The organism is Methylomonas rapida (genome assembly GCF_024360925.2).
In the GTDB taxonomy this organism is placed as follows: Bacteria; Pseudomonadota; Gammaproteobacteria; order Methylococcales; family Methylomonadaceae; genus Methylomonas; species Methylomonas rapida.
On sequence record NZ_CP113517.1, the window covers coordinates 2,742,749 to 2,755,255 of the forward strand.

General features: G+C 53.0%; 15 protein-coding genes. 11 read left to right on the forward strand and 4 right to left on the reverse strand.

Going from position 1 to position 12,507, the window contains the following annotated elements:
• Positions 1–35 precede the first annotated feature (35 nt).
• The 5 genes from mobH (at position 36) to NM686_RS12860 (ending at position 6,187) form a co-directional block, all read left to right on the forward strand.
• Positions 36–2,474, forward strand: coding sequence for a MobH family relaxase (gene mobH, locus NM686_RS12840; protein ID WP_255188255.1), 2,439 nt, complete (start codon positions 36–38; stop codon positions 2,472–2,474).
• Positions 2,471–4,315, forward strand: coding sequence for a conjugative transfer system coupling protein TraD (gene traD / locus NM686_RS12845; protein ID WP_255188256.1), 1,845 nt, complete (start codon positions 2,471–2,473; stop codon positions 4,313–4,315). The genes mobH and traD overlap by 4 nt, the downstream gene beginning before the upstream one ends.
• Positions 4,312–4,944 (forward strand): DUF4400 domain-containing protein, encoded by a 633-nt coding sequence (locus tag NM686_RS12850; RefSeq protein WP_255188257.1) that lies wholly within the window; start codon positions 4,312–4,314, stop codon positions 4,942–4,944. Before traD ends, NM686_RS12850 begins: the two co-directional genes overlap by 4 nt.
• Before the next feature lie 485 nt (positions 4,945–5,429).
• Positions 5,430–5,855: a VOC family protein gene (locus NM686_RS12855; protein ID WP_255188258.1), complete on the forward strand. Its 426-nt coding sequence runs from the start codon at positions 5,430–5,432 to the stop codon at positions 5,853–5,855.
• A gap of 182 nt (positions 5,856–6,037) precedes the next feature.
• The gene (locus NM686_RS12860) at positions 6,038–6,187 is read left to right on the forward strand and encodes a hypothetical protein (protein ID WP_255188259.1); all 150 of its coding nucleotides are present in this window, start codon (positions 6,038–6,040) and stop codon (positions 6,185–6,187) included.
• A 132-nt stretch (positions 6,188–6,319) separates the two neighbouring features.
• On the opposite strand, the gene NM686_RS12865 is transcribed toward NM686_RS12860, so the two are convergent.
• From NM686_RS12865 to NM686_RS12875, 3 genes are all read right to left on the reverse strand, one after another.
• Complete coding sequence (locus tag NM686_RS12865; RefSeq protein WP_255188260.1) at positions 6,320–6,781, reverse strand: hypothetical protein; 462 nt, start codon at positions 6,779–6,781, stop codon at positions 6,320–6,322.
• A gap of 185 nt (positions 6,782–6,966) precedes the next feature.
• Positions 6,967–7,611, reverse strand: coding sequence for a nitroreductase family protein (locus NM686_RS12870; protein ID WP_255188261.1), 645 nt, complete (start codon positions 7,609–7,611; stop codon positions 6,967–6,969).
• Positions 7,612–7,680: 69 nt separating this feature from the next.
• Positions 7,681–7,956 carry a hypothetical protein gene (locus NM686_RS12875; RefSeq protein WP_269021784.1) on the reverse strand — a complete coding sequence of 92 codons (276 nt, stop codon included), beginning with the start codon at positions 7,954–7,956 and terminating at the stop codon, positions 7,681–7,683.
• 96 nt (positions 7,957–8,052) lie between these two features.
• On the opposite strand from NM686_RS12875, the gene NM686_RS12880 reads away from it, so the two are divergent.
• The 5 genes from NM686_RS12880 to NM686_RS12900 all read left to right on the forward strand — a co-directional run bounded on the left by NM686_RS12880 (position 8,053) and on the right by NM686_RS12900 (position 9,923).
• On the forward strand, positions 8,053–8,298 hold the full coding sequence (locus tag NM686_RS12880; protein ID WP_255188263.1) for an EexN family lipoprotein: 246 nt from the start codon (positions 8,053–8,055) through the stop codon (positions 8,296–8,298).
• A gap of 262 nt (positions 8,299–8,560) precedes the next feature.
• Entirely contained in the window at positions 8,561–8,836 is a 276-nt protein-coding gene (locus NM686_RS12885) for an HU family DNA-binding protein (protein WP_255188264.1), read from the forward strand.
• 104 nt (positions 8,837–8,940) lie between these two features.
• Positions 8,941–9,276, forward strand: a complete 336-nt coding sequence (locus tag NM686_RS12890; protein ID WP_255188265.1) for a hypothetical protein — start codon at positions 8,941–8,943, stop codon at positions 9,274–9,276.
• Between the two features lie 40 nt (positions 9,277–9,316).
• Entirely contained in the window at positions 9,317–9,550 is a 234-nt protein-coding gene (locus tag NM686_RS12895; protein ID WP_255188266.1) for a hypothetical protein, read from the forward strand.
• A gap of 79 nt (positions 9,551–9,629) precedes the next feature.
• Positions 9,630–9,923, forward strand: coding sequence for a hypothetical protein (locus tag NM686_RS12900; RefSeq protein ID WP_255188267.1), 294 nt, complete (start codon positions 9,630–9,632; stop codon positions 9,921–9,923).
• 195 nt (positions 9,924–10,118) lie between these two features.
• Here the strand turns inward: NM686_RS12900 and NM686_RS12905 are convergent, their stop codons facing one another.
• Positions 10,119–11,333: an IS110 family RNA-guided transposase gene (locus NM686_RS12905; RefSeq protein ID WP_255188268.1), complete on the reverse strand. Its 1,215-nt coding sequence runs from the start codon at positions 11,331–11,333 to the stop codon at positions 10,119–10,121.
• A gap of 406 nt (positions 11,334–11,739) precedes the next feature.
• Between NM686_RS12905 and NM686_RS12910 the strand changes: the two genes are divergently transcribed.
• Positions 11,740–12,504, forward strand: a complete 765-nt coding sequence (locus NM686_RS12910) for a DNA/RNA non-specific endonuclease (RefSeq protein WP_255188269.1) — start codon at positions 11,740–11,742, stop codon at positions 12,502–12,504.
• The last annotated feature ends 3 nt before the right edge of the window (positions 12,505–12,507 follow it).

The following is a 12,507-nucleotide window of genomic DNA, read 5'->3' on the forward strand; positions in this document are numbered from 1 at the left end:
TTGACTCAAAAAAATGACTGGCATGATAGCGAGTCATGAAAACCACGCTTTCAACGTTCTCGATCCCTTGGCTGCAACGTTTCTTCGTTGCCGGTAAACCTGCGCCTGAGTTAAATCCAGCCAGCCCGGAGGAAGAGATACCGCGGTATCCGCCGTTCATGAAAGGCTTACCGGCTGCACCGGTGGCCCGTATTCTCGGCACACAAACCGAGTTGATCCAGGCTATCGAGCAGGCCTTGGCCTGTCCGGAATCCCTGTTTCAAAGCATCGTGCTGCCGGTGATCGCGCGTTATGCGGCCTTCAGTCATCTGCTACCGGCGTCGGAATCGCACCACCATCGCGGCGCCGGCGGTTTGTTTCGGCATGGCTTGGAAGTCGCGCACTGGGCGACGTTGGCCTCCCAGGACTGTCTGTTTGCCACCGATGTCACGCCGAAGGCGCGTAAAGCGTTGGAACCGCGCTGGCGACTGGCGGTCTGTTTTGCCGGGTTGCTGCACGACATCGGCAAACCGGTATCGGACGTCGCCGTGATGGATAGACTGGGCGAACACACCTGGAATCCTTGCGATGAAAACCTGGCCGATTGGGCATCGCAGCATCACATCGATCGTTATTTCTTACGCTGGCGAGAGAATCGTCACAAGCGTCATGAGCAGTTCTCGGCCCTGGTCATCGAACGGGTTTTGACCCGTGAAGCACGCGCCTACATTCTGGCCCCCGGTCCTGACATCATGCAGGCCATGCTGGAAACCATCCACGATCTGGATCGCGGCTCGAAATGCTACGCACTGGTCATGGCGGCCGATTGCAGGAGTGTGGAACGGGATTTGAAAGCCCACTACCATGGCCTGGAATCGGCCATGGGCATGCCGGTCGAACGCTACCTGTGCGATGCGATGCGTCGACTGGTCAAATCGGGTCAATGGCAGGCCAATGAAAAAGGCGCCCGCATCTGGCGTTTCCAGGAGGGTCTCCATATCGTCTGGCGCAGCGCCGTCAAAGACATGCTGGCTCTGCTGGACAAGGATCACATCCCCGGCATTCCCCGCGATGAAGACACCCTGGCCGATATTTTGATCGAACGTGGGCTAGCTATTCCCAAAACCCTACCGAACGGCGGGCGGTTTCGCTATTGGCGCATGCAAACCGAAACCCTGAATGGCAGCTTGTTCATGTTGCGCCTGGCCTCGATCGAACTGGTATACAGCGGCGAGCCGCCGGTGGCAGTGGATGGCATCGAAGTCAGTGATGAACCGGAATCAATGTCTACCAACCCCGCCGCCGCCCAGTCCCAAACCACCAGCAAATCGGCTTCCGACAACAGTGGAGGCAAACGGCGAAAAGCGAAGACACCTGACCATGCAATCGAGACAGCGAGCTCTGAACTCAATGTTGAGCAACTGGCTGAGTCGGTCATCCCGGAGGATTTAGCCGCCATATTAGCGATGGATGCCGAGGCCGACAGAGACCATGAGCTTCACGATCATGCCGGTCAAGTCTTGGACGATAGAAGTGATCAACACCAAAACGACACCACGCCCAACTCTTCGACTAGCGGTTCGGAAGGCACGATTGAAGCAGAGGCAGCATCGGTCTCACCTCAAAATCCTGCTCCGGATCAAAGTAACGGTGCCAGACAATGGTTGGATGCACAAGGCCAGGCAGGACACTGGCTGATTCAACTGGCCGGTATTGTCACGGCTAATCATTGGCGCTGGGGCACTGATCTTCTGGAGCATAAGGACCAATGCCTGCTCGCTTTTCCCCGAACAGCGGATGCCCTGCAACTCGAAGCCAATCAGTTCATCAAATGCCTGGACGATAAAGGCTGGTTAGTGATCGACGTGCTCTCACCCATGCGCAAAATTCGGGAGATCGACAAAATCCGTGGCGTGTTACTCGCCAGCGAACCGAGTGCTATGTTCAAACGGCTGTTGGCGAGCACGCCCGTGTCCACCGCAAGTTTAGCGTCAGAGCCACTTGTCCCATCGGCAGTCGCCGGCAGCAGCAGTGCGTCAAAAACAATACATCGACCAACGACAACGGCACAGCAGACCGAGCAAGCATTATTACCGCAGCATCAGGTAGTCTTCGAGAATGCGCCTGCGACAGAAACGGCGCCGATTATCGTGGCTTCCCCGAGTAACACAACACCCACGCAGCCGTCTCGGTCCTCCAGTAAGCGGCAGGCCATCCAACTTGAATCCTCTGCCTCACGATCGGAATCCAGCGCGCCTCCAAAACAAAACCTCCGACAAGTCATCGAACACTGGATGGACGAATTGGCGCAAGCCGCGCCACTGCCGTCCATAGACGGAACCGACTCGGCATGGCTCGATGTCGAGGATCGGTCGATTGAGGCCTTGCTGCGAAACACACCCGGCTTGACCCGCACGCAGTTGATGCGGGCACTGGGTAGCCATGCCGATTTTCGAAGTATCGGTACCGTTTTGCAAATGCGGCGTAGACCATGAAATCCGATTACGACTACCAGTTTCCCTGGCGACCCATCTTCGAGGTGTATGCCATCTCGGGTTGGTTGGGCGGTGCCGGATTGGCATATTTCACCAGCCGCTGGTCGGGCCTGCCCCGCGAACCCTTCGATTGGTTGATGACGGCGTGCGCCGTGATGGCGTGTTGGCGGCTGTCACCGGCATTGAGTCTCTGGTATCGCAAACGCCGGTTGCGTCAGTTTCGGTTCCAATATCTGGATACCGAGAAGCTTGTCACCCTGGTGAAGCGCAACCCCGAGGCTTTGTGGTTCGGCTGGGGCTTCGATTGGGCGCAAAAGCACGCACAATTGGCGTATGAAATTCTGAAACGGGATGTCTCGACGCTGATTCCGAGCGATCATCAGCGCATGGGCTCGGCCTGGATACATGGATTGGAAGTGTCCGAAAGCGATATCCGCCAGCCCTTACAGCATACCGCCGGCCATACGCTTTTGGTCGGTACCACCGGCGCCGGTAAAACGCGTGCCTTTGACGTGTTGGTGACACAAGCTGTGTTGCGCGGCGAAGCGGTGATCATCATCGACCCCAAAGGCGACAAGGATTTGATGGCCTGCGCCAAACGCGCCTGCGCCTTGGCCCAGCGTCCGGATCGATTCGTGTATTTCCATCCGGCGTTTCCGGAAGACAGCGTGCGACTCGACCCCTTGCACAATTTCAACCGGCCTTCGGAAATCGCCAGTCGTATCAGCGCCATTTCGCCCAGCGAAAGCAGTAACGATCCGTTCAAAGCCTTTGGCCAAAAATCGCTGGATAACGTCATTCAAGGTTTGATGGTGATTGAGGAACGTCCGACTTTGGTGAAATTACGGCGTTACCTGGAAGGCGGTCCTTCGACGCTAGTGATTCAGGCCTTGGAACGCTATTTCGATAATAACCTGGGGCATTGGCGGCAAGAGGCGCGACCTTACCTGAAAAACGCCAAGGACATCGATTCCAAAGCCTTGGGATTGGTGCGATTTTACCGGGAGGTCGTGCAATACCAGTTGCCGAATCTGGATTTGGAAGGCTTGTTGTCCTTGTTCGAACACGACCGGGCGCACTTCAGCAAGATGGTCGCCTCCTTGATACCGATCATGAACATGCTGACATCGGGCTCTTTAGGCCCCCTGCTCTCCCCTAACCCTCATGATATAGACGATCTTAGGCCCATCACCAATACCGGCCACATCATTGAAAAAGCCCAGGTCGCTTACATCGGCCTGGACTCGTTATCGGATGGCATGGTCGGCAGCGCGATTGGTTCGATTCTGTTGGCCGATTTGGCGGCCGTCGCCGGCGACCGTTACAACTACGGTGTCTCGGACCGACCCGTCAATGTGTTTGTCGACGAGGCGGCGGAAGTCATCAACGATCCCTTCATTCAGGTGTTGAACAAAGGCCGTGGTGCCAAGATTCGTCTGTTCATCGCCACCCAAACCTTCGCCGATTTTGCCGCCCGTACCGGTTCCCAAGACAAAGCCCGGCAAGTGCTGGGTAACGTCAACAACCTGATCGCGCTGCGAATCATGGACAGCGAAACCCAGCAGTACATCACCGACAATCTGCCCAAAACCCGATTGAAATACATCATGCGCACCCAGGGCGTGGCCACCAGTGCGACCAATCCCAGCGTATTTTCCGGCAATGTCGGTGAACGATTGATGGAAGAGGAAGGCGATCTGTTTGCCCCTCAACTGCTGGGTCAACTGCCCGATCTGCATTACATCGCCAAGTTATCCGGCGGCCGGATCGTCAAAGGTCGCTTGCCGATACTGCGGTCTGACCTAGACCAGCAACTGAACCGCCAAAGCGCCTGCTCATGACCCGCAATCTGTTGTTTAGCCTGATGCTTTGGTTATTGGAAGTGATCTTGGTGGCCAGTTTTGTTTCCGACCGCTGGACGCGGGAACTGCAGCGGGCCGAAGACCGGATGATGATCGGCTATTTTGGTGTTGAAAAAGAATCTCAGATCAGCCAAACCGCGCAGCGCTGGTTTGATCGCTTGTTCGTCACCACCGGCATACGAGAAAGCGTTTTCCGCTACTTCATCCCGACCGAGCGCGAACGCCAGATGTCCAAAGGCTTCGAGGATGTGGGACGCAACGATTTGTTTCCCTTTATCGAAAGCCGGCTCAACGTGCTGTGGGACACGATCTTTCAAATGATCAAGCGCCTGACCACGGCGTGTATCTGGTTACCCTACCTTGCTGCTTCCTTGCTGCCGTTTGTCGTCGACGGACTGGTAAGGCGCAAGATCAGCCAAACCAATTTCGATTATCCCAGTCCCATGGCCCATCGCTACAGCCTTTATTTGATTCTGGGCGCGTTGTATCTGTTGCTGGTCAGTTTGACCTTGCCGTTCCCTATTCCGCCGCAAGCCGTCCCGGTGGGCGTCTTTGTCGTCGCTTATGCCGTCAACGTGCTGTTGGCCAATACGCAAAAGCGGATTTAGAGGCAGGCCATGGATTACATCAGGTACCTGGACTGATCGCACCTCATAAAACAAGCCCCCATATTAAGTCGCAAGCTCAGCCAAACACTCGATTCACCCCGTCAACCTCTATTCCTTGTGTACCATGCTGTCGCCACTACCCCGGTGCAGCACCGGGGATCTTCATTTGCTCAATTCCCCCAGGCGTATCAGCTTTCCCCGAATGTAGAATCGGGGCAGCCTGCACATTGGCTTTTTCGAGGCTTGCTCGGCGTTAATTCGCATTACGACCTGCACACGCGCGCCGTCACCGTATATCGTGAAAGTTTCACAGAAGGCTTCAGCCAGTTCGTTACTGGCGTAATCATATCGGAATCGATGAGGGGTTGATTCGGAATGGGTGGCTGATTTAGGCTGGAATATGTACCATTGTGGATGCAACTAAATTAACCGATTGAGAATATTCCATGGCGAAGGGATTCTATAATTTGGAGAGGTAAAGCGTCATGAAACAGACCATCAGCTTTGTCACCTTGGGGGTTGCTGATCTCGAACGCAGTCGCCGCTTCTATCGTGCGTTGGGCTGGACCGAATCGCCGAGCAGTCAGACGGCTGTCGCCTTCTTTCAAGTTGGCTGCATTGCCTTTGCCTTATTTGGTCGCGAATCCTTGGCTGACGATGCCAATGTCTCGTCCGAGGGCTCGGGATTTCCGGGTTTTACTATTGCACACAACGTGGCTTCTGAAAGCGACGTTGAAGCGACCTTGCAGGAAGCCTTGGCTGCGGGAGGTCGTTTGATTCGAGCTGCAGAAAAAGCGCCCTGGGGTGGTTTCCGAGGTTACTTTGCCGATCCCGATGGTTTTCTCTGGGAAGTCTGTTACAACCCGTTCTTTCCCTTGGATGACCAGGGCTTCGTGAAACTGCCAAAATGAGCGTCGACAGTAGGCTTGTCTATAAAAAATATTTCACCTGAACTACATTCGCCAAGGTCTTGAGTTTTCAAGCTATCCCCATTGGCTCGCAACAACTTGTTGCACCGTATCGACTTGATATTCCAGTAAAAACTGAAAAAATGCACCCCATCGATAACCTGTTGGATTTGATGGAGTGCGCTATGAAAGTTTTACTCGTGGCTTTGACCATGCTGTTTTCTGCAGCGATTTTGCTGGTCGCTGGTTTTCAATTGATTCGCTTGTTCGTCACCGAAGTGGCCGAATTTGTATTGGACGCTTGGCGTAGTCCAGAATTGCCGTCGGCGCATTGAATTCACATTGCAGGTTCTTCAGCCCGTGGAGGTTGAAGACGACGATTGTTAAAACCTGTGGCGGCTAATGTGGATTAACCGCCATTTCCGCTATTCTCCAATCATAAAACCAGGCCGTGAGATCGAAGGCAACTATCTCTTATACAACCGGTACGCCAGTCCAATCAGCGTCGAGGCAATCAAGCCCATGAGCAATACATAGCCTAGATAAGCATTCGAGGCGCCAAATAAGGCATTACCCACGGTCGGCCACAAGTGGCAAATGGCAAGAGGCGAGTCAACGCAGCGCCCATCCATGTCTCCAGCCACTAGGACTGCTAGCGATTGATACAGAAAGGGATAAACCGCCACTAATGCAATAATTAACGGAAACAAGACTTGAGTATGGCTTATCGACCTGGAATCCAACGGAGCTTGTTCCAGTTGATGACCGTCTTTGTGTTTGCTTGCAACCGACTCGATCGTCCGTTGTGCATCAAGCAGGCTGATACCATTCTTGATCCGTATCAAGCGGGCCGCTTCAACTTTATTACCACGCTGTATGGCCAATTCTGCCTCTTGTGGTATCTGAATTTTTCTTGCTTTTCTTTTCACGATGAATCCAACCAAATAAAAATCTAGGCGATTTTACTATGAATTGACAGATCACTGATTGTCATGATCCGGTCTGATGCCTAGCAAAACCAAGATGTTGTGGCCGGTGAGATTATCAGGATTCGGCGGGTGGTTACGAGAAGTTTGGAAACGATGAAGATTATTCGTTCTTTGCTGAAGTCCAACTATCTTTTAGGGAAACCCACCGTCTGCGCCAACAATACTTGTTGATCATGGGACAATTCCAATGCCTCCGCGATGGAGGCACGGTCGATCCATGCCCGGATGACCGTAGACAACCCGACGCTCGCGGAAAATAAATAGACATTTTGCGCAATGGCGCCCGCCGCTGCAGAAGCATATGATTCCCGCTGAGTGACCGGCACCATCGCCAGGCGCCGATAATCCGCGATATAAACCAAATCTAGCGGGGCTTCATCGACAAAGTCTTGATAACCCGTGATGCGTCTCAGGTCTTGTTTCACCATCAGGTCGAGAGCATGTCCGTGAGCATCGTACAGATAGGCGCCCTCAGGCAATGCGACATAAACATCGATCTCCTGCGCGTTTAAAGCCGAAGGCGCGGTACGCCCTCCATCTAGCCTATTAACGCCATAAGCCGCCCACAACAAGTCGGAAAGTAGCTGCAACGGCAAAGCATCAGGAGCAAACTCACGCGCAGAACAGCGTTTTAGCAACGTCTCCATCAGCGGGAGCCCACCCGCTTTCTCTGGCGGAGGAAGCGCGATCGATTCCTTCGATTTCCCTCGAACGGGTCCGGGACGCAGTTGTCCCATTATTCCCAATGCCAATTTGGTCAAAGTGCTCACGGTGGCCTCTCCAGATTTGGTGAAGTAAGAAGAACTGAATCGGTTATGCTGCTTTGAACGCAATGACCTTCACAAAATTGCAAAGTTTAGACTTTTGCTCAAGGTCAGGGTATCGAATTTAATCGATTTACCAAATTCGTCACCCGCCGCACTGACTTCTGCGACCTCACCGCCATCCCAAGCGCCTTTGTTGGTTCGCAGATCAACACCACCAATTGCTTTCCTCGTGTGACGCCGGTATAAGCCAAGTTGCATTCCAGCAAGGTGTAATGCTGCATCGCAGGCGGCATCACTATTTTCCGCATTTATCGCTGCGACAACCGGCCGCGCGGCAATGCGCCGCATTTTGGCACAAAAACGGTTCTGATAAATTACACACGCTTGTTCGTTGGGGGGAACGTAACAGGGTAAGTTCAAATCCATTTTTTAAGGAATGAAAGCATGAAAAAATCCGTGGTTACCTCAATGTCCATCCTTGCGCTAGCCCTGGCCGGCTTGGCGATGTTCAACAGCAGCGTTGCCAGCGAAAGCAGCGAAGACGCCAAATCAGTCGCCTGGTACGTCGCCAATATTCAAGAAGCCCGCCAACAAAATCAAGCGTGCTATAACACGCCCGGCCTGCAATCTACGCCGAATTGCGTCAACGCCTTACACGCCTTGGAAATCAGTTTCAAAGGCGGCAACTAATCCTTCGATCCAGTTCCTCGATAGTACCAAACCTGCCCGAGGGTAGGTTTACTTTTGTATGCGTAGTATCCTTCTCATATCCGGCCCCGTGCCGGATTTTTTTCGGCGAATGGCCCATGCAAACAGAATGGAAACGATGCGCTGAGCTGAGAATCCCCGGCCCGTTGGATTGCCACATGGCAAAACCTTACTTGGGCTGGCGATCAATGTCGGCCGGAATCAGTGTCATAATCGCCCGTTTTCAACCACACAAGGAGTCACTATGAACAAATCCGAATTAATCGATAGCATCGCCCAACACGCCAATCTGACTAAAGTCGAGGCCGGCAAAGCTTTGGAAGGCTTGATCCATAGCATCGAAAACACCCTGAAACTAGGCAATAGCGTAGCCTTGGTGGGTTTTGGCACTTTTGAACTCAAACACCGGGGCGAACGCAAAGGCCGTAATCCGCAAACCGGCGCCGAGATCACCATTGCTGCGTCGACCGTGCCGAGTTTCAAACCGGGCAAGGCTTTGAAAGATGCCGTCAACGGATAAAGCCGCGAGAGAAAAACGGTTAAGCCATTCGAGCTATTGCATGCTTGCTCTAATGGCTTAGCGTACTATTTTTGCTAATTCTGTGACTATCCTAATCCAAACCGATGACAGACTCCGCCTGGACTAAACAAGGCGCAACATTGAGCCTCAATAACGCTTGCAAGGAGTTTGGCCTTTCCGAACAAGACATCATCCATTCGATTCAACAAGGCAAATTGCAATATCGGCTCAATTACGCGCATGGAAATCCTTATTACAAGTTACTCAGAAAGGAAGCACAGGCATTGGCCCAGGCATTATATGGCGATGATTACTTGAAAAAGCAGGCGCTTGAACATGAATGGCTGACAGTAAACAAAGAAATCAATAGCCTGAAAAGGAAACTTTCAAAACTCGAAAAACAAAAAGCAGAACTGTCCCAAAAACTGGGTATCGCTTGAATGGAAGTGTTGTCCGCGCGGGGAATGTAAGCAGATGCCAGTGAGCGATTGGTTCGGTCTGTTGTTTGGCGTGCTATTGGTCGGAAGCGGGTATTTTTCCATCAAAAGAAAACGTTCCTCACACACCCAGTACGGCCGGTTTGAAGGACAGAGCGCCATCAACGTGGGTCTTTTCTGGCTTGTTTTGGGCCTGATGTTCATTGCCGGCACGTTGTTTGACATTCCGATTTTCAAATCATTGATCGGATTTATCCTAGAACGGCGGCGTTATTGAGCGCGTTGGTTTTCGCGAAAAGAGGTTGGAAAAATCTTAGCGCAGGATTTTTCTGAATTCAGTTAATTCTCCTCAAACAATGACGGATGAACAACTTCATGAATGGTGGCCCGATTTGGCGGTCGTGGTTATTGGCCTAAGAAGATTGGATTATCGCGCCGAAGTCGATGGTTTACTCTCAAATATCGGCGCCTGCACTTGTTCATCGGAAGTTCTGGCGGCTGTCGGCGATTTTCTACAAAAACGGCGAGGCTTCTATCACCAACTAAACCACTTAGAGCAACGCGCATGGGATACGGTCGCTAAAGATGTATATCGGGCATTCCCTGGAGCGCGATTGAGAAACTGGCTGTTACAGCTATGGCCGCGCTAGCCCCACAATAATTTTGTCTGCGAGTTTGTTGATTTGCATTATGTGGCACGCCCTATTTAACGTGCAAACCCGTATTGACCCTATCGCTGGTGAAGCGATTAACTGGGATATTACTCTGAAAGATACGCTGCGCGGGAGGCGAGCGCGAGCCTGACCTAAACAGGCCGAAAAAAATGATGTTGGGTCACACGCCAGTTAGGGCGTGATATAGCCGTATTGGATGAGCTTTTTGATCCAACGCGGCGCGTTGCGCTGGACAGCCAGTGCTTCGTAGTCCGTATCGGCATCCCGGTAATAATCGCCGCGCTGGATCAACAAAAACACGATTTTCAGTAACTTATGGGCGATGGCAAAAATGGCGCGCTTGCGCCCGCGTCGTATCAGCAAAGCCTTGAACTTGTCTTGTAAGCGGCATCGGGTTCGACTGGCGGCATTGGCGGCTTCGCACAAAATGCGGCGCAGATAAGGATTGCCTTTGCGGGTCCTGGCCGATTTTCGTTTGCCGGCCGACTCGTTTTGGCCGGGGCAGACGCCGGCCCAGGAGGCCAGTTTATCGGCTGAGCCAAAGGCACTCATGTCGTCGCCGATTTCGACCAATAACATCGCGGCGCTCAGTTCGTCGATCCCCGGTATCGTCTGCAGATTTTGCAGTATCCCTTGATAGTCACGCAAATGGCTCAGCAAGGTTTGGCGAAACCGACCGATACGCGCTTCCAATTCGTCGAGATGCGCCATCAATTCGCGAATGACGAAGCGGTGACAGTCCGACAGTTCCCCCGCCAAGGCCTCGCGCAATTCATCGGGCGTGGCTTTCAGGCGTGGATCGGCATGGGCTACTAATTGCTCGGGTGTTTCGCCGTCCAGCAAGCCTTGGATCATGGCTTTGGCCGATTTGCCGGACAAATCGCTGATCACGACGGACAGGCGAATGCCGGCGTCGGTCAACAATTTGTGCAAACGGGTTTTCTCGCCGGCGGCGATGCCGGTCAGTTTTTGCAGTTGCCGGGCGATCAGACGATAGTCGCGGAAATGTTGAGGCGGCACGAAGCCTCCACGCAACAAACCGCTTCGGGCTAGAATAGCCAGCCATTGCGCGTCGTTGATATCCGTTTTGCGTCCAGGGACTTGCTTGACATGGCGAGCATTGACCACGGCCAAATTCAAGCCATACCACTCCAATGCCGCATAGGGACTCTTCCAATAAATGCCCGTGCTTTCCATGACCACCAACTCCGGATGAAAGGACGCTACCCACGCGGCCATTTCGCGCCGATCCCGTTTGAAACCACCAAACTCGCGCACTTCGGTGACGACCTCGCCCAGGTCGTTTTCATACAGGACACAGACGGTCAGCTTGGCTTGGTGTACATCCAGCGCCGCCACACAACGATAGACTGCCGTTAATTCCATCATGACCTCCCAGGGTGTAAACTTGATGTGCAGGGAGGCGGCGGATGCCAGGCTAAATTCACCTTCAGGTTTGAACAGCCCGAGGTCTTATTACTCTGCGATCTCTTACGATTTATGCCAGGGTACGAGTTAGTCTGACGGGTCACGTTACTGGTTCAGGATCAAGTCGCTAAGAATTTGATCGACCTCTACCCGCCGCCTCCCGCGCAGTATCTTTCATTTGCCGGGGCGATGCCTAGCCTTCATGAACGTTACGATGAAGTTTTTCTCATTCACATCAGCAAAACCAATAAACATAAGTCACCAGAGTTATCCCCCTCAATCGCCGCTAGGCTAATCGGTTTTTTAGTATGCGGAGTAGCATGGTAGATTTGCGGCCTTTTTGTTTCAGGATCAGCCGCCAACCATGCGATATGCCATTTTCACGCTCGTATTCATTGCATTGTCATCATGCTCACCATCTGAATACGTCAAACCGATAAGCGACTTACGGGAGCCAAAGCCAACCGGCAGCTTACTCCAACTAGATTACGAAGGTTTTACGGTCTGGCTCGATTGCGAGAAACGCGGTGCGGTGAAATTCAGATACAACGCTCAACACGACATCGGCGCCGGCCAGCGCGATAGTAGTTTTTACCTCGATCGCCAAGTACCCAGCGAATGTCAGCAGACCAGCGCCAAGGGCTATGGCCAAAATTACGACCGCGGCCACCTTGTACCGGCCAATCATCTTGATCATTCGGAATTGGGCATCAAGCAGAGCAACTACATGACCAATATCCTGCCACAGGCGGCCAACATGAACCGAGGGGCTTGGCTTCTGACCGAGGAAATTATCGAATGCTACCGCGACATCGATGAGTTGCTGGTGATTGGCGGCGTGATATGGGGCAACAATCCGACGGATGATTACTTCGTGAAGTCACATGGCGTAGCAACGCCAGACGCCTTCTGGAAGGTAATCGTTCGCGGGCGTGGCCAAGACGAGCGGGCAATCGCCTGGATCGTGCCGAATTCGGTGGAGGCCACCAAGAAAAACCTGGACCGTTACCTGGTGACGGTCGATGACATCGAGCGTGTGACCGGCGAAAAAATACCGGTCTCCGATTATGCCAAGCATGATAAACCAAGGCATTCTTGGATGATCCCGAGAGGATGCGACAAGGGTTAATAG